Source organism: Mycobacterium sp. B14F4, from assembly GCF_039871645.1.
In the GTDB taxonomy this organism is placed as follows: domain Bacteria; phylum Actinomycetota; class Actinomycetes; order Mycobacteriales; family Mycobacteriaceae; genus Mycobacterium.
This window is the reverse complement of record NZ_JBDPMF010000004.1, coordinates 294,658-314,211: the sequence shown is the minus strand read 5'-3', so window position 1 is coordinate 314,211 and position 19,554 is coordinate 294,658. Positions and strand designations below refer to the sequence as shown.

At 69.0% G+C, this 19,554-nt stretch carries 21 protein-coding genes and 1 pseudogene; 11 read left to right on the top strand and 11 right to left on the bottom strand.

Going from position 1 to position 19,554, the window contains the following annotated elements; all coding sequences use genetic code 11:
• Position 1: 1 nt before the first annotated feature.
• From ABGB19_RS13930 to ABGB19_RS13920, 3 genes are all read right to left on the bottom strand, one after another.
• The gene (locus ABGB19_RS13930) at positions 2 to 445 is read right to left on the bottom strand and encodes a nuclear transport factor 2 family protein (RefSeq protein WP_347686540.1); all 444 of its coding nucleotides are present in this window, start codon (positions 443 to 445) and stop codon (positions 2 to 4) included.
• Positions 435 to 2,222, bottom strand: a complete 1,788-nt coding sequence (locus tag ABGB19_RS13925; protein ID WP_347686737.1) for an amidohydrolase family protein — start codon at positions 2,220 to 2,222, stop codon at positions 435 to 437. Before ABGB19_RS13925 ends, ABGB19_RS13930 begins: the two co-directional genes overlap by 11 nt.
• Before the next feature lie 89 nt (positions 2,223 to 2,311).
• Positions 2,312 to 3,235 carry an SDR family oxidoreductase gene (locus tag ABGB19_RS13920; RefSeq protein WP_347686539.1) on the bottom strand — a complete coding sequence of 308 codons (924 nt, stop codon included), beginning with the start codon at positions 3,233 to 3,235 and terminating at the stop codon, positions 2,312 to 2,314.
• 18 nt (positions 3,236 to 3,253) lie between these two features.
• Here ABGB19_RS13920 and ABGB19_RS13915 point away from each other — a divergent pair, with 18 nt between their 5' ends.
• From ABGB19_RS13915 to ABGB19_RS13895, 5 genes and pseudogenes are all read left to right on the top strand, one after another.
• On the top strand, positions 3,254 to 4,165 hold the full coding sequence (locus ABGB19_RS13915; RefSeq protein ID WP_347686538.1) for a dienelactone hydrolase family protein: 912 nt from the start codon (positions 3,254 to 3,256) through the stop codon (positions 4,163 to 4,165).
• Between the two features lie 163 nt (positions 4,166 to 4,328).
• Positions 4,329 to 5,433 (top strand): annotated as a pseudogene (locus ABGB19_RS13910) (glycosyltransferase).
• 108 nt (positions 5,434 to 5,541) lie between these two features.
• Positions 5,542 to 5,940: a hypothetical protein gene (locus tag ABGB19_RS13905; protein ID WP_347686537.1), complete on the top strand. Its 399-nt coding sequence runs from the start codon at positions 5,542 to 5,544 to the stop codon at positions 5,938 to 5,940.
• Positions 5,941 to 6,049: 109 nt separating this feature from the next.
• Positions 6,050 to 6,529, top strand: a complete 480-nt coding sequence (locus tag ABGB19_RS13900) for a hypothetical protein (protein ID WP_347686536.1) — start codon at positions 6,050 to 6,052, stop codon at positions 6,527 to 6,529.
• Positions 6,526 to 7,224: an HAD family hydrolase gene (locus ABGB19_RS13895; protein WP_347686535.1), complete on the top strand. Its 699-nt coding sequence runs from the start codon at positions 6,526 to 6,528 to the stop codon at positions 7,222 to 7,224. Before ABGB19_RS13900 ends, ABGB19_RS13895 begins: the two co-directional genes overlap by 4 nt.
• An 8-nt stretch (positions 7,225 to 7,232) precedes the next feature.
• Here ABGB19_RS13895 and ABGB19_RS13890 read toward each other — a convergent pair whose 3' ends face one another.
• Both ABGB19_RS13890 and ABGB19_RS13885 read right to left on the bottom strand, forming a co-directional pair.
• A complete protein-coding gene (locus ABGB19_RS13890) occupies positions 7,233 to 8,330 on the bottom strand; it encodes a hypothetical protein (protein ID WP_347686534.1) in 1,098 nt (365 codons plus the stop codon).
• A 46-nt stretch (positions 8,331 to 8,376) separates the two neighbouring features.
• A complete protein-coding gene (locus tag ABGB19_RS13885) occupies positions 8,377 to 9,021 on the bottom strand; it encodes a helix-turn-helix domain-containing protein (protein ID WP_347686533.1) in 645 nt (214 codons plus the stop codon).
• A 55-nt stretch (positions 9,022 to 9,076) separates the two neighbouring features.
• On the opposite strand from ABGB19_RS13885, the gene ABGB19_RS13880 reads away from it, so the two are divergent.
• Complete coding sequence (locus ABGB19_RS13880) at positions 9,077 to 10,402, top strand: FAD-dependent oxidoreductase (protein WP_347686532.1); 1,326 nt, start codon at positions 9,077 to 9,079, stop codon at positions 10,400 to 10,402.
• On the opposite strand, the gene ABGB19_RS13875 is transcribed toward ABGB19_RS13880, so the two are convergent.
• Positions 10,365 to 11,648, bottom strand: coding sequence for a cytochrome P450 (locus ABGB19_RS13875; RefSeq protein ID WP_347686531.1), 1,284 nt, complete (start codon positions 11,646 to 11,648; stop codon positions 10,365 to 10,367). The genes ABGB19_RS13880 and ABGB19_RS13875 overlap by 38 nt on opposite strands.
• 86 nt (positions 11,649 to 11,734) lie before the next feature.
• Here ABGB19_RS13875 and ABGB19_RS13870 point away from each other — a divergent pair, with 86 nt between their 5' ends.
• Positions 11,735 to 13,654, top strand: coding sequence for an NAD(P)/FAD-dependent oxidoreductase (locus tag ABGB19_RS13870; protein ID WP_347686530.1), 1,920 nt, complete (start codon positions 11,735 to 11,737; stop codon positions 13,652 to 13,654).
• Here the strand turns inward: ABGB19_RS13870 and ABGB19_RS13865 are convergent.
• A complete protein-coding gene (locus ABGB19_RS13865; RefSeq protein WP_347686529.1) occupies positions 13,651 to 14,154 on the bottom strand; it encodes a nuclear transport factor 2 family protein in 504 nt (167 codons plus the stop codon). The two genes, ABGB19_RS13870 and ABGB19_RS13865, sit on opposite strands and share 4 nt — an antisense overlap.
• Before the next feature lie 139 nt (positions 14,155 to 14,293).
• Here ABGB19_RS13865 and ABGB19_RS13860 point away from each other — a divergent pair, with 139 nt between their 5' ends.
• Positions 14,294 to 15,256 (top strand): alpha/beta hydrolase, encoded by a 963-nt coding sequence (locus ABGB19_RS13860; RefSeq protein WP_347686528.1) that lies wholly within the window; start codon positions 14,294 to 14,296, stop codon positions 15,254 to 15,256.
• 29 nt (positions 15,257 to 15,285) lie between these two features.
• Here ABGB19_RS13860 and ABGB19_RS13855 read toward each other — a convergent pair whose 3' ends face one another.
• Complete coding sequence (locus ABGB19_RS13855; RefSeq protein WP_347686527.1) at positions 15,286 to 15,750, bottom strand: SRPBCC family protein; 465 nt, start codon at positions 15,748 to 15,750, stop codon at positions 15,286 to 15,288.
• A gap of 95 nt (positions 15,751 to 15,845) precedes the next feature.
• Between ABGB19_RS13855 and ABGB19_RS13850 the strand changes: the two genes are divergently transcribed.
• Positions 15,846 to 16,727 (top strand): TIGR03854 family LLM class F420-dependent oxidoreductase, encoded by an 882-nt coding sequence (locus ABGB19_RS13850; protein WP_347686736.1) that lies wholly within the window; start codon positions 15,846 to 15,848, stop codon positions 16,725 to 16,727.
• Here ABGB19_RS13850 and ABGB19_RS13845 read toward each other — a convergent pair.
• Positions 16,684 to 16,998, bottom strand: a complete 315-nt coding sequence (locus ABGB19_RS13845; protein WP_347686526.1) for a hypothetical protein — start codon at positions 16,996 to 16,998, stop codon at positions 16,684 to 16,686. The two genes, ABGB19_RS13850 and ABGB19_RS13845, sit on opposite strands and share 44 nt — an antisense overlap.
• A gap of 81 nt (positions 16,999 to 17,079) precedes the next feature.
• On the opposite strand from ABGB19_RS13845, the gene ABGB19_RS13840 reads away from it, so the two are divergent.
• On the top strand, positions 17,080 to 17,367 hold the full coding sequence (locus ABGB19_RS13840) for an antibiotic biosynthesis monooxygenase family protein (RefSeq protein ID WP_347686525.1): 288 nt from the start codon (positions 17,080 to 17,082) through the stop codon (positions 17,365 to 17,367).
• Positions 17,368 to 17,374: 7 nt separating this feature from the next.
• On the opposite strand, the gene ABGB19_RS13835 is transcribed toward ABGB19_RS13840, so the two are convergent.
• Complete coding sequence (locus ABGB19_RS13835; RefSeq protein ID WP_347686524.1) at positions 17,375 to 17,596, bottom strand: hypothetical protein; 222 nt, start codon at positions 17,594 to 17,596, stop codon at positions 17,375 to 17,377.
• Positions 17,597 to 17,805: 209 nt separating this feature from the next.
• On the opposite strand from ABGB19_RS13835, the gene ABGB19_RS13830 reads away from it, so the two are divergent.
• Positions 17,806 to 18,681, top strand: a complete 876-nt coding sequence (locus ABGB19_RS13830) for a cyclopropane mycolic acid synthase family methyltransferase (protein ID WP_347686523.1) — start codon at positions 17,806 to 17,808, stop codon at positions 18,679 to 18,681.
• Here the strand turns inward: ABGB19_RS13830 and ABGB19_RS13825 are convergent.
• Entirely contained in the window at positions 18,662 to 19,525 is an 864-nt protein-coding gene (locus tag ABGB19_RS13825) for an alpha/beta hydrolase (protein WP_347686522.1), read from the bottom strand. The genes ABGB19_RS13830 and ABGB19_RS13825 overlap by 20 nt on opposite strands.
• Positions 19,526 to 19,554 lie beyond the last annotated feature (29 nt).

Here is a 19,554-nt window from a genome sequence, read left to right as displayed (position 1 = left end):
CTCAGACCAGCCCGGTCGCGTCGAACACCCACGACATGTCCGCGTTGGCGAAGTCCTCCATCCAGGTGGGCGGCGCGTTGTTCGCCAGCGCGCCCATGTCCCAGTAGTCCTTCCACAAGGTGATTCTGCCGTCCTCGACGCGGTGCACGCTGACGAATTGCAGCACGGCCGATTCGCCTGACTGCCAGTGCCATTCCTCGTGGTGTTCGTACATCACGTCGACACCGTTGTCGACCATCAACCCGGTGAAGTTCTCGTAGGAGGCCAATGGCTCCAGCCCGATCTTGAGCCGCTTGACGATGTCCTCCGGCCCCCGCGCGGCGGCGGCGGGACCCACCGGCATGTCGAGGTAGATGCAGTCGTCGGACAGGAAGGTCTTCACCGCTTCCCAGTCCCGCTCCGAGAGCGCCTTCCACATGCCGAGCACCGTATCCTCAACTGACACTGGCGAGTTCACCTTCCTGTCCAGACAGCGCCGGGGCCTTGTGCGCCGCACGCAGGAACCGCCCGGTCCGCCGGTGGCCGACGAGGTCGGTGGGCTCGCCGTCGAGGAACACCGCGCGGCCGCCGACGAAGACGGCGGTGACGGTGTCGTCGTTGCGGTTGACCATGCGGGACAACCCGCCGTACTGGTCGACGACCTCTTCGGCGTAAGCGTCCAGCGAGTCGTCGAGCCTGGCAGGGTCGACGATGACGACATCGGCGCGGTCGCCGATGCGCAGGTGCCCGGCGTCGATGCGGTACCAGTCCGCCAGCTCGCCGGTCAGCCGGTGCACCGCGTGCTCGACGGTCATGAACGGCTTGCCCGCCTTCTCCGCGTCGTACACGTGGCGAAGGAACCGCAGGCCCATGTTGTAGAACGCCATGTTGCGCAGGTGCGCGCCGGCGTCCGAGAAGCCCATCTGGATTCCGTTGTCTCGGGCCAGCTTCTTGAGAACCTCCGGCCGATGGTTCGAGATCGTGGTGCGCCACCGCAGGGCTCTGCCGTGTTCGAGCACCAGGTCGAGGAATGCGTCGACGGGGTGCAGCCCGCGCTCCTGCCCGGCCGCGCCGAACGACTTGCCAACGACCGACGGGTCGGGGCAGGCGACGATCTCGGCGTCGAAGAAGTCGCGCTGCCACACGCGGATGCCGAGCTTGCTCTCGTACTCCTTGCGGAACCGGCGGCGGTACGCCTGGTCGCGCATCAGCTCGTTGCGCTCGACCTCGTCGCGCAGGTGCAACGCCGCCGCGCCTGCGCCGAACTCTTCGAACACCACCAGGTCGATGCCGTCGGCGTAGACCTCGAAGGGCACCGGCAGGTGCTGCCAGCGGAAGTTGCCGCCGAGCCGGTTGACCAACCGGGCGGCCGGCCCGAGGCCGTGGATGGTGTAGGGGTTGGACTTGACGTCGGCAGCCGACAGCAGGCTGGTCTTGAGCGGGTTGCGGATGATGCCCAACGACTGCACCAGCTGGGAGGCGAGGTTGAGCGGGTTCTGGATGTCCGGGCCGGACTGCAGCACCCGGCCCGCGCGGCGCAGCAGCGACTTGAGCCTGCGCAGCTCACGGGGTTTGGCGTAGGTCGACGGCAGTGTCCGCGAGCGGCACACGTCGCCGTCGAGCTTGTCGAAAAGCAGTTGCTGCGAAGACATTCCGACGAAGCCGGCCTCGAGCGCCGCCGAGAGCCAACGCTCCATCTGCGCCTGCTCGCCCTTGGTGGGGCGCACGTCGTCGCGGGTGGCGCGGTCCAGTCCCATGACCGCCGCCCGCATGTCGGAGTGCCCGATGAAGGCCGCGACGTTGGGACCCAGCGGCCTGGCCTCCAGCGCCTGGATGTACTCCTCACAGTTCGTCCACGTCTTGGCAGTGTCGATCGCGTCGATGACGTGCTCGCGCGGGATCGCCTCGACCCGGCCGAAGATGTCGCCCGCGTCGGTGCCGTTCACGTGGATGGTCGACAGCGAGCACGATCCGAGCATCACGGTCGTGACGCCGTGCCGCAGCGACTCCGCGAGCGCGGGCCCGTTGAGCACCTCGACGTCGTAGTGGGTGTGGATGTCGAGCATGCCGGGCAGCATCCACTGGCCGGACGCGTCGATGACCTGCGGGCAGTCGGTGGCGTCGAGGTCCTCCGGGCTGATCGCAACCACGTGCCCGTCGCGGATGCCGAGGTTGCGCACCGCCGACGGGGCGCCGGTGCCGTCGAACCAGCGGCCGTTGCGGATGATCGTGTCGTAGCTCACCTCGACATAGAACAGGCCCGGGTTGACCGGTGTCAACGAAATCTGTGAACAGATTTCCGAAGATGTCTACTCAGGGTCCTGAGCTGCTGCTATCCCGTCGCCCAGCTGTCCGGCACCCGGCCGTCGACGTCGGTGACGCCGTATTCGCGTGCCAGTTCGGCAGAGGTCAACGACCGCTGATTCCACCGGGCGCGGTCGGCGTCGGCGGCGACCGCCGCTACTCCGCGCCCGACGAAACGGGGCGATTCCGATTCGGCGAAGCCGGCGGGTGCGGTGGGTCCGTCGGTCCGGTCGGGGTTGAGCGCCTTGCGCCAAAAGTCCTCGGTGACGGCGTAGTTGTCGAGCATCATCTCCGAACGAAGCCACCCCGGCGTCACGGCAATGGCTGTCGAACCGAATCGCGCGAGTTCATGGCCGTGGCTGAAGGCGAGCCGGTTCACTCCCGTCTTGACCAAGTCATAGAACACCGACAGCCGGTAGTGGTCGGCGTTGTACTGACGGGTGCCGTCGGTGACTTCGACGAGCAGCCCCCCGGGCCGGCCGACCATCAGCGGCAGCAGGCAGTGCGAGGTGATCAAGTGGGTCTCCAGACCAAGACGCAGTATGCGCAAGCCGGCGTCGAGGTCGTGTTCCCACATCGGGCGATTCCACGTCGACGGTGGGCCTTTCAAGATCTCCGCGCCCCAGATGTCGTTGACCAGAATGTCGATGACGCCGAAGTCCGCTCGCAACCGGTCGGCGAGCGCTCGAACCTGAGCGGCATCGAGGTGATCGGCGCGCACGGCGATCCCCACCCCGCCGAGAGCGGTGACCAATTCCGCTGTCTCCTCGATGGTTTCCGGCCTATCGTAGTCCGACCGCGCGCCGCCCCCTCGGCTGCTGCGTCCGGTGCACACGACCGTCGCCCCGGACTCGCCCAATGCCGCGGCGATGCCCCGGCCCGCTCCGCGCGTCGCCCCGGCGACGACGGCGACGCGGCCGCGCAGCGCATCGGGCTCCGCGCGTACTTCCATAGGGGCATACTCGCTGACGTGACTCCCTTGCAGCGCTACATCGCCGAAGAGATCGCCACCGATCACGTCGACGGCCTGCTCTCGCGCCGGGAAGCGCTCCGCCGGCTGGCGCTGCTCGGCGTCGGCACCGCGGCGGCCACTGCCTTGTTCACCGCGTGCAGCCAGAACCGGGAGCCCGACGCCGAAGCGCCCGTGACCTCCAGCGGCGCCGCGACCGCGAGCGCCCCGCCGCCGGGCACCGAGACCGCGCGGCCGACGACGCCGGTCACCTGGGCGGGTCCGCGCGGTGAACTGCAGGGTGCGTGGGCCGAGGCGCCGAACGCCCGCGGGGGCGTGCTCGTGATCCACGAGAACAAGGGCCTCAACGACTACATCCGTTCGGTGGCGGGCCGATTCGCCGGGATCGGCTACTCGGCGCTGGCCATCGACCTGCTCTCGGCGCAGGGCGGGACGGCGACGTTCGGCGATCCGGCCGAGGCGACGGCCGCGCTGGGCAAGATCCCACCGGAGGACGGGGTCGCCGATCTGAGGTCGGGCATCGACGAGCTACAGCGGCGGCTGCCCGGCAAGAAGGTGGCCGCCGTCGGGTTCTGCATGGGCGGGGGATACGTGTGGCGGCTGCTGGCCTCGGGTGAGCCGCGACTGGCGGCCGCTGTCCCGTTCTACGGTCCGACGCCGGACAACCCGGACTTCGCCGGCTCGAAGGACGTTGCGGTGTTGGGTATCTACGCCGCCCAGGACCAGCGGGTGAACGCCACCGAACCGGTCGCGAGTGCCGCCCTCGAGAAGGCCGGCATGACGTTCGAACTCGTCACCGAGCCGGACGCCAACCACGCGTTCTTCAACGACACCGGCGAACGGTACAACGCCACCGCCGCAGCCGACGCGTGGCGGCGGGTGCAGGACTGGTTCACCCGCTACGTCGGCTGAGGTCCGGGTCTCCACGAGCGACCGCTGCGGTACGTCGAAATGCGGCGCGTCGTGTACAGACACGGTCGCTCGGCGTTGGTGACGCGGCGTTGTTAACGCAGCGTTCGGTTGCCGGTCGGCGTCGCGTTGTTGACCGCACATGCGCCGCGGCCACATTCACCTCATGCGGGTGGTGCAGGTCGCGAACTTCTACGGCCCACGCTCAGGAGGTCTGCGCACGGCGGTCGACCGCCTCGGCGCGGAGTACTGCGCGCGGGGCCATGACGTGTTCCTCGTCGTGCCGGGACGTCACTCGGAATGGTCCGAACTTCCGTCAGGCGTGGTGCGTATCTCGTTGCCCGCGAGGCTGATTCCGTTCACCGGCGGCTACCGAGCGGTACTGCCCGGTCCGGTGACGACGCTGCTCGACCAACTCGCGCCGGATGCGCTGGAGGTCTCCGACCGGTTGACGCTGCGCTCGCTGGGCGGCTGGGGACGACGACACGACGTGGCGACGGTGATGATCTCCCATGAACGGCTCGACCGCCTCGTCGGCCAGGTGCTACCCGGCCGCGCCGCGCGTGCCGTCGCCGACGCCGCCAACCGGCGCACCGCCGAGAGTTACGACGCCGTGGTGTGCACGACGACGTTCGCCCGCGAGGAGTTCGACCGGATCGACGCCGCCAACGTGCTCACCGTGCCGCTCGGCGTGGACCTCGACCAGTTCCACCCCAGCCGCCGCTCGGCGGCGGTCCGCCGGCGCTGGGCGCCCGGAACAGACGCTGCTCGTGCACTGCGGGCGTCTTTCGGTGGAGAAACATGCCCACCGCAGCATCGACACCGTTGCCTCCCTGCGTGATTCGGGCATCGACGCCAGGCTCGTCGTCGTGGGGGAGGGCCCGCTGCGCGCCCGGCTGGAGCGCCAGGCCGCACGACTGCCCGTCGACTTCACCGGCTACATCGGCTGTCGCGACACCGTCGCGACTATCCTGGCCACCGCCGACGTGGCGCTGGCACCCGGACCGCACGAGACATTCGGCCTCGCCGCCCTGGAGGCGCTGGCCTGCGGCACCCCCGCGGTGGTGTCGCGCACCTCGGCGCTGACCGAGATCCTCACCGCCGAGAGCGGAGCCGCCGCCGACAACGATCCGGCCGCGATCGCCCACGCCGTGACGTCGATCATCAGCCGCCCGGAATCCGAGCGGCGCACCGATGCGCGCCGCAGGGCCGAGCTGTTCACCTGGCCGCGCGCGGCGACGGGCATGCTGCAGGCGCTCGGCGCCGGATAGCCGTTCGACCAGCCCGCACGTCAGCGCCCGCGACGCTTTCTGATTTTCACCGCGGTCTTGTTCGTCATCGACGAACGCAAGCAGCGGCGACGAACTACCATCGGCGAAATGATCAGGTCACTGGCCGTCTCGGTGGCCGCCGTCGCCCTGGCCTTGGCGCCGGTCAGCGCCGTGGCGAGTGCCCAACCCGACGCTTCGGCGTGCGACTACACGCTGTCGCCGCCGCACGTGGTGTCGGTCTCGGGGACGGACATGGTGGCCGTGACGATGTCGCCGGCCGCCTGTGACAGCGCGATTCCCTTCATGTCCGTGGCCTGCGTGCAACTGCAGGGCGCTCAAGGCCCGGGCAAGTGCATCCAGAACAACGGGACGTTGTCGGCGCGGGCGTATCTGTCGCCGTACCGGCCCGGCGGGACGTACGTCGCGACCGGTACAGGCTGCGCGTCGACGGGCAATCCGCCGCAGCCGGTGTGCCAGTCGGCCGGCCCGCTGAGCGCGACGCTGTAACGCCGCGGCCGCGGCACCTTCGTTTAGGCCGGTCCTCCTCCGGGCACCCGCAGAACTAACGGGTTCGTCAATCGTGCGAGCCCGCCGAACTCTGACCCGAGGAGCCGACATGCAGGACAACGCCGTCGTGTGGATCATCGTCGCAGTGGCGGTGATCGCTGTCATCGCGCTCATCGCCTTCATGGCCAGCCGGGCGCGCACCAAGCGCCGCCACGCGGAAGCCGAACGACTGCGCACCGAGGCCGACCAGAAGACACAGCACGTCGCCAAGCACGAGAACGTCGCGCAGGAGACCGAGGCGCGCGCGCGAGCCGCACAAGCCGAGGCCGAGGCCAAGGCGGCCGAGGCCGCGCGGTTGCAGGACGCCGCGCGCACCCACCGCGACAGGGTGACCACCCAGCGCGAGGAACTCGACGAGCAGCGTGCCCGCGCCGACGCCCTCGACCCGAAGTCGAGCACACCCGACCCGTCGCCCACCAAGGCCGACACGCCCCCGCAGACCGATGCGACCCGGCCCGAGCAGCAGCGCTCGCCCGAGCAGCAGCGCTCGCCCGAGCAGCAGCGCTCGCCCGAGCAGCAGCGTTGGTGACAGGCCGCAACAGCACCAGGTCGGCCGTGCTGTTCGACATCGACGGCACGCTCGTGGACTCGAACTACCTGCACGTGCACGCGTGGTACCGGGCCTTCGACGAGGTCGGCCATCCCGTGGAGGCCTGGCGCATCCACCGCTCTATCGGCATGGACGGCACCACGCTGGTCACCACGCTCGCAGACGATGCCGACGACGATGCGCGCTCGCGAGCCGAGGACCTGCATTCGCGCTACTACCAGGAACTCGCGCCGATGCTCAAACGGCTGCCCGGGGCACGCGAGCTGCTGGAGGCCGTGCACAAGCTCGAGGTTGCGGTCGTGCTGGCGACCTCGGCCCCCGAGGACGAGCTGGCGATCCTGCGCAACGTGCTGGACTGCGACCACCTGATCGCGGCCGTGACGTCGTCGGAGGACGTCGACACCGCCAAGCCGCAGCCGGACATCGTCAACGTCGCGCTGGAGCGTGCGAAGGTCAGCGCGCAACACGCGGTCTTCGTCGGGGACACGGTGTGGGACGTCGAGGCGTGCGAGCGCGCCGGCGTCGACAGCATCGCCGTACTCAGCGGCGGGGTGTCGCAGGGCGAGCTGGAAAAGGCCGGAGCGCAAGGGGTTTTCGAGCATCCACTCGATCTGTGCCAGCACCTCGACGACACGCCGATCGCGGCGTTGGCCAACATCGTCGGCGCCCGCTAGCCCGGCCGTCAGCGCAGCGCGTAGCGCAGTATCGCCGCGACGCCGTCGGTGGGCTCGATGCGCTCGTCCGTACGGATCAACTCCGCGCCGGTCGCGATCGCGACCATCGGCAATGCCTCGTCGGCCCGCAGCGTCTGCACCGGTGCCGTGCCGAGTTCGGAGAGCACGTTCGCGCTCGGGGCGATCGTCGAAAGGTCCTCGCCCGCAACAACGGTCGAGTCGCCGACCTCGCCGAGGATCAGCGTCTGGACCGCACCGGCGCGCAGCGCCGCGGTCACGCCGTCGAGCCCCTCGGTGGCCAGCCCCTCACCGCGGCCGCGTTCGGCGGCGAATAGTTGCGCCGCGTCGTCGATGGCCGCCACGCGCCTGCGCTGGAGCTCCTGGTTGATCTCGTGGCGTAGGTCGTCGTCGTCGAATCCGCTGTGCCGCGCCCCGACCTTGAGTTCGACCACCCGCGCGGTCACCCGCTCGGGCAGTTGCGCGGTCAGGTCGGTGCGGGATTGCACCTCGCCGACGACGAACACGATCTCGGGCGCGGCGTCGTCGAAGAGCGTGGTGAGCCGGCTCGCCACGGCCCGGATGTTGTGCTGGCGCGCGCCTTCCGCGGCCCGCTGCGGATCCCCGTAGCCCGGCGTCTCCGCGCCCGCCGCCTTGTGCACCGGATAGGCGTCCCCGTCGACGGTGTCGGACACGGTGGTGCCGTCCCGGTACAGCGAGATGTCCCCGCCCTGGTGGTCGACGATCACCACCGCGTACGCCGGGCGGTCCACCCCGTGTTCGAGAACCGGAACGAGGTAGGGCAGCGGCGAGACCCGCACCAGGGGTCCGGCGGGGCGGATCAGGTGCTCGTCGACCAACACACCCTCGGCGCTTGCGACGACGGCGCGTCCGCTGCGGCCCACCGGCGGGCGGGCGCCGACGATCGCCTGTTCGATGCTCTCGGTGATCGCGGGATCGGCGCCCTGCTCCTCGAGTTGGTCGCGCAGCGACCGCCACTTCAAGTCCATCTGGGCCGCGGCGTCCTCCGTGTTGTGTGAATCGTCGAAGTACACCGATGCGTACGGTCCCGTCGAGGCCAGCAGCGTGCGGAAGTGTTCGGCTCGCATGCGCTACGGGTTGCCCGCCCGATCGCGAGGCAAACGGCGGCTCGGGTCAGCGCCGGAGCAACTGCGCCCGCAACGCGGCCGCCAGCCATTCCTCGAACCGGGTCCGCGTCCACCCGCGTACGAGGACCAGCCGGTCGTAGAGGACGGCGTCGGTTGCGAGCCAGGCGATGTCGGCGGCCTGGCCGCGCTTGAGGCCCGGCCTAAGCGCCTCGAGTTCCACCAACCGCCGCACGACCGCCCGGGCACCGGCCAGACGTTGCTCGCGGATCTGGGCCAGCAGGCCTGCCGCCTGCGCGTCGGTACCGGCGGCGACCTCCACCGCCCTGGCCAGGGCCCCGACCCGGACGTCGATGTCGACCAGGACGCCGGCCCAGCCGCTCAACAGCGCGCCGGGGTCGTCCCCCTCGAGCAGCCGACGCACCGCCTCGCGTTCGGCCAGCGTCCGCGGCTCGTCGTCACCGGCAACGGCCCAGTCCAGCGCCGTCTTCAGCAACTCGACCTTGCCGCCGACGGCGGTGAACACGGTCTTGCGGCTGACGCCGGCGGCCTCGGCCACTGCCTCGACGGTCGTGGCGTCGTAGCCCCGCTCGACGAAGAGTTGTGACGCCGCCGCAACCACCATCCGGCGCGTGCGGCGCGCCTGCTCGGCCCGGAGATCCGAGCGGTAGCCACGCTTGACAGCGCGGGGCATTCTAGGTAACTCTCACAGTATTCATTACACCATATGTTACCTGAAATGAGCCACTATGCGCATCGTCATCGTCGGCGCCGGGCCGACCGGGCTGTTCACCGCAACCGCGCTCGCGCGCCGTGGCGCCGATGTCACGCTCGTCGACCGTGATGCCGGACCGCCACCGCGCGGCGAGTGGCGGCGCAGGGGAGTGATGCAGTTCCACCACGCGCACAGTTTCCGGGGGCACGTGGTCGACGCGTTGCAGGCCGAAATGCCCGATGCGCTCGAGGCTTTGGTGGCGACCGGCGCCGAGGTGGTCACTGCCGTCGCCGCCCCGTCGCGTGCCGCCACGCTGCGGTGCCGCCGAAGCGTGTTCGAGCGGGAACTGTGGCGCTGCGCCGCAGGGCAACCACACCTGTGTTTCGTGACCGCTCATGCCGATGAGGTGATCGTCCGGCGCGGCCGCGCGACCGGAGTCCGCGCCGGCGGTTCGGTGCTCGACGCCGATCTGGTCATCGACGCGTCGGGGCGGGCGGGCCGCTTCGTCACCGGCGTGCGCGGGCGCGGTGAGCGCATCGACTGCGGGGCCACGTACACGAGCCGGCTGTACCGGCTGAAAGCCGACGCGGACCCCGGCCCGACGAACTCGGTGGTCGGGCTGTCGCTGAACCTCGACGGCTACGCGGCGGTGGTGTTCTTGCACGACAGTCGCACGTTCACCGTCACCGTGATCCACAACGGCGCCGACGATCGTCTGCACCGGCTGCGCCACGACGCCGTGTTCGAGGCGGCGGCCGACGCCATCCCCGGGGTGGCCGATTGGGCCGACCCGCATCGGTCCGTGCCGATGATGTCGGTGCTGCCCGGAGGACGGCTGTACAACGGCTACCGCGGCCAACTCGACGACTCGGGTGCACCCGTGCTCGCGGGCCTGATCTCGGCGGGCGACGCGGTGTGCACCACCACACCGCTGGCCGGGCGCGGTGTGTCGCTGGCCCTGCTGCAAGCCCGTGCGCTGGTCGGCCTGATCGACCGCGGCACCGGGGATCTCGACTCACTGACAACAAGACTCGACGCCTGGTGCAACGACAACATCAAGCCGTGGTTCACCGACCATTGCCGTGTCGATGCCGAGCGGATGCGGCGCTGGTCCGGCAAGGACGTCGATCTCACCCGCCCGCTGCCGTCCGATCTCATCGTCGCGGCCGCCGAGGCCGACCCGGGGCTGAACGACGTGGTGGGGCCGTACGTCACGATGGACGCCCTTCCGGCGAGTCTCGCGCCGGCGGAACCGAGGGCGCGCGAGATCTACGTGGGCGGTTGGCGTCCGACGCCCGCGGCGGGGCCCACTCGTGACGAACTCAGCGCGGTGGTGTCCAGGACACCGGCAGTCGCTTGATGCCGTGGATGAACGGTGACAGCAGGCGGGAGGGTTCCTCGGTGGCGGCGATGTCGGGGATCTGCCGGTGCAACTCCTCGAAGACGACGCTGATCTCGCGTCGGGCCAGGTTGGCGCCGAGGCAGAAATGTGCGCCGCCGCCGCCGAAGCCGGCGTGCGGGTTCGGGTTGCGGCCGACGTCGAAGGTCCACGGGTCGGCGAACTTGGCCTCGTCGCGGTTGGCCGAGCAGTACCACAGCGTCGCCTTGTCGCCCGCGGCCATCGTGACGCCGCTGAGTTCACAGTCCTCGGTGAGCGTGCGGCGCATGTAGATCACCGGCGAGGCCCAGCGCACGATCTCCTCGACCGCGGTCGGCGCCAGCGCCTGGTAGTCGGCCCACCACCGCGCCCGCTCCTCCGGATAGCGGGTCAAGGCGAGGACGCCGTGGCTGATCGCGTTGCGGGTCGTCTCGTTGCCCGCCACCACCAGCAGGATGAAGAACGACGCGATCTCGGCCGACGTCAACCGCTCCCCGTCGACCTCGGCCTGCACCAGCGCGGTGGTCAGATCCTCGTGCGGGTTGACGCGGCGGTCCTCGGCATGCGCGGTGGCGTAGGCGCCGATGTCCATCGCGACCTTGACGAACTCCTCGTAGTCCTGGGCGATGTCTTTGTCGCCGAACCCGAGGATCACGTTCGTCCAGTGGAAGATCTGGTCGTGGTCCTCCTCGGGGAGCCCCATCATGTCGCAGATGACCTGCAGCGGCAGCGGCCCGGCCAGTTCGGCGACCACCTCGCCGGTGCCGTCGGGGTGCCGCTCGATCATCGTCTCGACGAGTCGGCGGGCGCGGTCGCGCACCGACGCCTCGGTGCGCGCGACCACCCGCGGGGTGAACGCGCGGCTGACGATGTTGCGCAGGCGCAGGTGGCGCGGATCGTCCATGACGATCATCGAGCCGAAGTACTCCGACAGCTCGGGGTTGGCGTCGTTGATCGTGATCGACGGGCTCGAGCTGAAGATCTGCGGGTGACGGCTGGCGTACCAGACGTCGTCGAACCTCGTCACCGCCCAGTGCCCGGGGCCCTCCTGCACGCCGGGGGTCTCCAGCGCCTGATGAAACGACACCGGCGCCTCGCGGCGCAACGTCGCGAACGCCCCGTCGCGGTAGGCGTCGTCCTGGACCCAGAACTTCCAGTCCCCCAGGTCGATGTCGGACAGCGGCACGTCGGGGGGAGTGGCGCCGTTCAAGCGCGTCGCGATACCCACATCCCGAGCGTAGGTTCCGGTTCGGCCACCGTCACGGATTTCTGAAACATGTTCCAACAGCAGATCCGGCGTGGTAGCACGATGGGGTGCGCAACCCACATGCCGGACAACCCTTTACGACATCCGACGAGGAGATCGCCGAGGCGTTGCTGGACGTCAGCATCCCCACGCTGATGTTGTCGCTGGTGCACATGTCGGGCGATCCCAGCCTGATCCGCGGCGAGCTCAAACCCGCCGGCCTGTTCCTCAACGAGGTGCAGGGATACATGTCCGAGGAGGACAAGGCCGCGGTCCGCAAGATCGCGCTGGAGGTCATCGCCGACTACCGCGACCGCGGCTGTCCGGAACCCGAACCGATCGGCGCGGAGTTGCTGCACGAGATGATGGCGTGGCTGGTCTGCGAACCGGTGCCCGCCGAATACGTGCCGATGCTGCTCGAGGAGATGGAACTCGACGGCCGCGACGCCAGGGTGGTGCCACCGGCAGGCAGCGCCGAGGGGTTCCCGGTCCTCGTCATCGGATGCGGCGAATCGGGTCTGCTGGCCGGGATCCGGCTCAAGGAGGCGGGCATCCCGTTCACGATCGTCGAGAAGAACGCCGGCCCCGGCGGGACGTGGTATGAGAACACCTACCCGGGCGCGCGCGTCGACGTCGGCAACCACTTCTACTGCTACAGCTTCGAGCCCACCGACCAGTGGACGCACTTCTTCGCCGAACAGCCCGAACTGCAGGCGTACTTCCAGCGGGTGATGGACAAGCACGACATCGGCAGGCATGTGCGGTGGGAGACCGAGGTCACCGACGCCGAGTGGGACGACGTGAGCGGGACGTGGTCGATTCGTGCTCGTGACCGCAACGGCAAGGCCGACACGCTCACCGCTCGTGCGGTGATCAGCGCTGTGGGACAACTGAATCGGCCGTTCGTGCCGACGATCGACGGGCAACAGGACTTCGCCGGTCCCGCATTCCACTCCAGCCGGTGGGACCACTCCGTCGACCTGCGCGGCCGGCGGGTGGCGCTGATCGGCGCGGGCGCCAGCGGGTTCCAGATCGCCCCGGCGATCGCCGGCGATGTCGATCGCCTGACCGTCTTCCAGCGGACCGCGCAGTGGATGTTCCCGAACCCCAACTACCACGAGGGCGTCGGCCCCGGGGTGCAGTGGGCACTGCGGCACCTACCTTTCTACGGCCGGTGGTACCGGTTCCTGTTGTTCTGGCCCGGGTGCGACAAGGGACTCGACGCCGCCCGGGTCGACCCGGACTACCCGGATCAGCAGAAGGCCGTCAGCGAGATCAGCGAGATCACCCGGATCATGTTCACCGAGTGGATCACCAGCCAGGTCGGCGACGATCCGGAGTTGCTGGCGAAGGTGCTGCCCGACTACCCGGCGACCGGCAAGCGCACGCTTCAGGACAACGGCAGCTGGCTGCGGACACTGACCCGCGACAACGTCGAACTGGTCCGCACCGGCATCGCGCGCATCACCGAGAACGCCGTCGTCACCGAGGACGGGACGCGGTATCCGGCCGACGTCATCGTCTACGCCACCGGATTCCAGGCGAACAAGATGCTGTGGCCGATGGCGATTCGCGGCCGCGACGGCGAAATGCTTTCCGAGCGGTGGGGAGAACGGCCGTCGGCATACCTGGGTATCACCGTGCCCGGATATCCGAACTTCTTCTGCTTGTACGGACCAGGCACCAACCTGGCCAGCGGCGGCAGCCTGATCTTCCACTCCGAGTGCCAGATGCGGTACATCACACAGTGTTTGGAGCTGTTGATTGCCGACGGGCACAAGTCGATCGAACCACGCGCGGAGAAGGCGGCCGATTGGCTCGACCGCACCCAGGCGGAGATGCGCAAGATGGTGTGGTCACAGCCGTCGATCAAGCACTCCTTCTACAAGAACCGCTTCGGCGAGGTGTACGGCTTGAGTCCGTGGCGGCTGGTCGACTACTGGACCTGGACCCGTGAACCCGATCCGGCGGACTTCGTGATCCGTTAGCCCAGTTGCCAGTTCATGTTCTTGGCGAACGTCCGCGCGTCGTCGGAGATGGTGCCCAGTTCGTGGCAGCGCTGGATGTAGCCCTGCACCATGACCAGGAAGTTCATCGGGTTGTAGGCGTCTTCCTCATAGCTCCATCTGCCGTCGCCCGCGTACTTGAGCACGGTGATGACCGGGGTGCCGTGCACGCTGCCGTCGCCGGGGTCCTTCATGGTGTTGACGTTGCGGTTGATCACCCATCCCTTGTCGGCGTCGATGGAGTACCACTCCACCGGGTAGTGCGGCATCTCGCTGCCCGGGAAGGTGTTCATCGTGGCGACGATCCACTCGCGGATGGCCTCGCGGCCGGACATGTTCCCGAGGGCATGCTCGACGTACGTCGCGTCCTCGGTGAATTGGTCGGCGTAACTGGACCAGTCCCACGTCCTGCCGATGTCGACGACGACGTCCTGATACCGGCCGAAGGCGTCTTCGAGTTCCTCGCGTGACCATTGACCCACCGCAGACTCCTTCGCGTCGACCGGTTTCTTGAGCCGTTCCTACCAAATCCCGGGCGGGGGCGAGGGGGTTTCGGCTACCGCAACGGCCCAATGTGGCGGCCGGGCAACGCGATACCCGTGTGCGCGTTACTGTTCGGGCATGGCTCTCGGCATCGATGCCCAAGTGCTCGAGGAGATGGCGCCGTTGATGGCGGCGGTGGGCGAGGCCGAGGCCGCGCCGATCGGTGACGTGGAGTCGCGGCGCGTCAGCGGGCACCGCATGTTCGACACCGTCGCGGCAACGCGCAGTCCGGCGGCCGGCGTCGAGGTGGCACGGCATGCGCTGAGGACCGCCGACGGGGCGGACCTGGACCTCGCGTGGTACCACCGGCCGGGGACGGCATCGCCCGGCAGCGCCGCGCTGTATCTGCACGGCGGCGGGATGATCTTCGGGCTGGCGCACATCGGCGGGCTCTACGACCTCGCCGTGCGCGACTATGTCGCCGCCTCCGGAGTGCCGATGCTCGTCGTCGATTACCGGGTCGCCCCGGAGCATCCGCACCCGGTGCCCGTCGAGGACTGTTTTGCCGCACTGCGGTGGCTGGCCGACAACGCCGCCACGCTCGGAGTCGACCCGGCCCGGATCGCGGTGATGGGCGACAGCGCGGGCGGTGGGCTGGCAGCGGGGGTGAGCCTGCTGGCCCGCGACCGCGGCGGCCCGGCCATCGCCCAGCAACTGCTCATCTACCCGATGCTCGACGACCGGACGTCGACGCCGGACCCGCACATGCTGCCGTTCCTGACCTGGACCTACGACGACAACGTCACCGGGTGGGGCGCGCTACTGGGCGCGGACGCCGGAACCGACGCGGCCTCGGCCTATGCGGCACCGGCACGCGCAGCCGACCTGAGCGGCCTGCCCGACACCTATCTCGACGTCGGCGACCTCGACATCTTCCGCAACGAGGACATCGCCTACGCCAGGCGCCTCGCCGATGCCGGGGTCCCGACCGAACTGCACGTGTATCCGGGCTGTCCGCACGCGTTCGAGGTGCTGGCCCGGCGCGCCGCCTTATCCCAGCGAGCGCTCAGTGACCGGATCCGGCGCCTACGCGGTCTGTGAAAAACGTTGCGGCACAACCAAATCAGGTGTCAGCCGGGTTCGGGTGACTCGACGACGGCCTTGATGCGCTCCAATGTCTTGCGCATGTCGCGGACGTTGCGCCGCCGCCGCAGTTGACCGCCGAGCACGGAGAACACCTTCATCGCGACCGAGTCGTCGAGGCGGAACGACTCGGTGACGTCGGTGCCGCCGTCGGCCGGGGTGAGCCGGTAATGCCAGTTGTTGACCGGCTTTCCACCGAGCAGCACCGCGAAGCCGAACTCGCGACCGGGTTCACACGCCGTCACCTCGCACGTCGTCCAGTACACCGGTCCGATCTCGTTGCGCTTGACGTGACCGCGGAACCGCGCTCCGCGCGCCGGACCGGTGGCGCCGTCGAGCCACTCGGCCTCCATCACCTCGGGTGAGAACTTGCCGGTGTTGCGAACATCGGCGATCAATTCCCAGATCCGCTGCGCCGGCGCAGCCATCGACACGGTCACCGATCCGTCCAACGCGAACTCCCTTCGCTCCCAGGTCCCCCCAACTGTGGCGTGTCGGCACCGCATGCACAAGGTCTGCCGTCACGGTCCGTAGCATGAGCGGCGACGTGAAGATTCGATTCGGGATCGGGTTGGCCGCCGACACCGCTCCACAGGCACTGCCCGCCATCGTCGATCATCTCGAGGCGACGGGCGTCGACTCGCTGTGGTTCTCCGAACTGGTCTACTCGCAGGCGATCGACCCCTTCGTCGGCATGGCGGTCGCGGTCGCGCGCACCGACAAGCTCAAGGTCGGCACATCGGTGGTGGTGCTGCCCGGCCGCCACCCCGTGCTCGTCGCCAAACAGCTGGCGTCGCTGGCGGCCGTGGCGCCCAGGCGGGTACTGCCGGTCTTCGGCCTGCGCTCGGCGATCCCGGCCGAGCGGGAGATCTTCGTGGTGCCCGACGGCGAGCGGGCCGCGGTGTTCGACGAGGCGTTGCGACTGCTGCGGTCCGCCCTGGAGGAGGACACCGTCACGTTCACCGGCGAGTACTTCACGGTGAGCGGGGCCGTGGTCACGCCGCGTCCGGTCAAACCCCTCGACATCTGGCTGGGCGGTTCGGCGCCGGCGGCGTTCCGGCGCATCGGCCGCCTCGGCGACGGCTGGCTCGGCAGCTTCGTCACCCCGCAGGAGGCCCGTCGGGCGCGCGACGACATCCGGCGGGCCGCCGTCGACGCCGGCCGGACCATCGAACCCGACCACTTCGGCATCAACCTCGCGGTCGGCGACGGCGAACCGTCGCAAGAGTTGCTGGCGGCGGTGAGGCGGCGGCGCCCCGACCTCGATCCGACCGAGCTCGTCGCCGCCGACTGGCCGCAGCTGCACCGCCAGCTCGACGCCTACCTGGACGCCGGCCTGACCAAGTTCGTCATCCGCCCGGCGGGACGGCTCGAGGTCGCCGAGTTCATCGAGCAGTTCGTCGCCGAGCTTCTGCCGCGGCAGAACTGAGCGTCAGCAGGTCCGGCCACGGTGGGCGGCGGACCATCGCCAGCCCGGCCAGCGTCACCGACACGAGCCCGACCGCGATGCCCATCAGCGTGATGCGGGTCGCATCCACTGCCGGCTGCCATTGCGCCTTGCCGTCCTTGACGACGAACACGCCGACCGGGTTGAGCACGGGAATGATCGTCGCCCCGTCGGCTGTCTCGTACGGCTGTCCGTACACCCGGCCGGGATCGGCGTCGACCTTGGACAGTTGTCCGGCATCACGCAGATTCATACCCACCTGCTTACTACGCCGACGGCCGATGAGTCGGGTGTCCGGCCGGGGTCTACCCCGTCAGAGACAAGGAGGTTTGCAATGGTGATCGTCGCGGGTCATCTGCACGTGGACCCGGCCGAACGCGAGACCTATCTGGTCGGCTGCGTCGATGTGGTGCGGCAGGCGCGCAGCGCGCCCGGATGCCTGGACTTCGCGCTGTCGGCCGACCCGCTCGAGGCGGGCCGGGTCAACGTGTTCGAACGCTGGGAGTCACGGGCGGCGGTGGAGGCGTTCCGCGGTTGCGGACCCTCCGGCGAGGTGGGTGCGGCCATCGTGAGCGCATCGGTGGCCGAGTTCGACGTCAGCGGGCAGCGGTCGCTGACCTGACGCCGGCTCAGCGGTCGAAGTCGGCCTCGTCGTCGGCCAGCGGCACCTCGATGGCCTGCTCGACGAGATCGGCCTCGTTGGCCTCCCAGTCCCGCGCCGCGGTGATGCGGGGGGCGTCGCGCCAGGTGTCGTCCTCCTCGGCGGCCACCGGGGTGCGTTGCTCGGCCACATCGGCCTCGGGGGCCTCGGGAACCGCCTCGCCGAACTCGAGGCCGTCAGGATTCGTCATGAGCGGTCTCCGTTGACTGTCGATGGGCCTGGGGGCGTGCCTGTCAACAATAGTGCGACACGTCGGCGGCCCGCTCGGCCCGGCCTGAGCAGGGTAATGCGGAGGCCTGACGGTTGCTGTGCGTAGACTGCCCTCTCGACGGGGGAGGCTCTCGAACCGAGCGGAGCTCTCGTCCCGACCAAACAAACCAAGACGTCAGAGGCTGTGCTGTGCCAGAAAACACCGAAGATCTCACGCCGCACTTCGAGGACGTGCAGTCGCACTACGACCTGTCCGACGATTTCTACCGGCTGTTCCTCGACCCGACGCAGACCTACAGCTGCGCGTACTTCGAGCGCGACGACATGACGCTCGAGGAAGCTCAGCTCGCCAAGATCGACCTGTCGCTCGGCAAGCTCGGGCTGCAGCCCGGGATGACGCTGCTCGACGTCGGCTGTGGATGGGGCGCGACCATCAAGCGCGCGCTGGAGAAGTACGACGTCAACGTCGTGGGATTGACGTTGAGCAAGAACCAGCAGGCCCACGTTCAGACGGTGCTCGACGGCCTGGACAGCGCACGCAGCAAGCGCGTGCTGCTGCAGGGCTGGGAGCAGTTCCACGAGCCCGTCGACCGCATCGTGTCGATCGGCGCATTCGAGCACTTCGGCCGTGACCGCTACGACGAGTTCTTCAAGATGGCCTACGAGGCGCTGCCCGCCGACGGGGTGATGATGCTGCACACCATCGTCAAGCCCGACGACGAGGAGTTCAAGGAACGCGGCCTACCGGTCACGATGACCAAGATCCGCTTCTTCAAATTCATCATGGACGAGATCTTCCCCGGCGGCGACCTCCCGCAGCCGGTGACCGTCAGGAAGCATGCGACCAAGGCCGGCTTCGACGTCAAGCTCGTCCAGCCGCTTCGCCTGCACTATGCGCGCACGCTCGACACCTGGGCGGCGGCGCTCGAGGCCAACAAGGACGAGGCGATCCGGATCCAGTCCGACGAAGTCTACGAGCGCTACATGAAGTACCTCACCGGCTGCGCCGACTTGTTCCGCGAGGGCTACACCGACGTCTGCCAGTTCACGCTGGCGAAGAGTTAGCAGCGCCCCGGAGCTCACCACAGCCGACGATCGCGTCGATCACGGCCGACGGCGCATCCAGCGAAACGAACGTCCTGGCGTCGGGCACCTCGATCAGGGTCGAGTTCGGGAACAACGCCGCCAGCCGCCTGCCGAGCGACGGGGTGAACGAGCGGTCGCGCTGCCCCCACACCACGGTGACCGGCTTGGTGAACCGCGGCAGCCGGGTCGCGACGTCGGTCAGGTCGGTCTTGGCGACGGCACGCAGGAGCCCGGCAAGGTCTTTCCGGATCCGTACATCGGTGCGCGCGGGTTCCAGCCACGACGCGGTCAGCTGGGGGTCGGGGTGAGTCAGCAGTCCGTAGCCCAACGGGGAGTGCCGCAGGGCTTTCAACCGCATCTGCTCGAACAGGATCTTGATGGACACGGGCCCCCGCAACAGCGCGAAGACGATGTTGAACGGGAACGGCGGAAACTTGTCGAAGGCGTCGCAGTTGGTCAGCACCAACCGGCCGACGCGGTCACCGAACTCGTCGACCACCAACTGGCACAGGCCGCCGCCGGTGTCGTTGCCGACCAGCGTCACGTCCGAAAGGTCAAGGGCGACAAGGAAGTCGCGCACCATCGCCGCCACCGAGCGCGGCGTCAGCCGCACGCCGGGATCGACCGGGATGCGGTGTGAGCCCAGCGGCCACGTCGGCAGGTAACAGCGATAGCCACGGCGGGCCAGGCCGTCGGCCACCCGGTCCCACAATCGGCTGTCGACGAGGATGCCGTGCACGAACACGACGGGAGGGTGCGGGGAGTCCTCCGGTCCCAACACGCGGTAGTCGAGCGTTGCCTCTTTCAGCGCGACCTGCGGCATGTTCGCTATCCTTTCCAAGTTACAAACAC

Bases quoted from the DNA above. Each gene is read 5' to 3' on its own strand.
- ABGB19_RS13920 (WP_347686539.1), bottom strand. From the start codon at position 3,235: ATGGAAGTACGCGCGGAGCCCGATGCGCTGCGCGGCCGCGTCGCCGTC.
- ABGB19_RS13905 (WP_347686537.1), top strand. From the start codon at position 5,542: ATGATCAGGTCACTGGCCGTCTCGGTGGCCGCCGTCGCCCTGGCCTTG.
- ABGB19_RS13900 (WP_347686536.1), top strand. From the start codon at position 6,050: ATGCAGGACAACGCCGTCGTGTGGATCATCGTCGCAGTGGCGGTGATC.
- ABGB19_RS13890 (WP_347686534.1), bottom strand. From the start codon at position 8,330: ATGCGAGCCGAACACTTCCGCACGCTGCTGGCCTCGACGGGACCGTAC.
- ABGB19_RS13885 (WP_347686533.1), bottom strand. From the start codon at position 9,021: ATGCCCCGCGCTGTCAAGCGTGGCTACCGCTCGGATCTCCGGGCCGAG.
- ABGB19_RS13880 (WP_347686532.1), top strand. From the start codon at position 9,077: ATGCGCATCGTCATCGTCGGCGCCGGGCCGACCGGGCTGTTCACCGCA.
- ABGB19_RS13860 (WP_347686528.1), top strand. From the start codon at position 14,294: ATGGCTCTCGGCATCGATGCCCAAGTGCTCGAGGAGATGGCGCCGTTG.
- ABGB19_RS13845 (WP_347686526.1), bottom strand. From the start codon at position 16,998: ATGAATCTGCGTGATGCCGGACAACTGTCCAAGGTCGACGCCGATCCC.
- ABGB19_RS13840 (WP_347686525.1), top strand. From the start codon at position 17,080: ATGGTGATCGTCGCGGGTCATCTGCACGTGGACCCGGCCGAACGCGAG.
- ABGB19_RS13835 (WP_347686524.1), bottom strand. From the start codon at position 17,596: ATGACGAATCCTGACGGCCTCGAGTTCGGCGAGGCGGTTCCCGAGGCC.
- ABGB19_RS13825 (WP_347686522.1), bottom strand. From the start codon at position 19,525: ATGCCGCAGGTCGCGCTGAAAGAGGCAACGCTCGACTACCGCGTGTTG.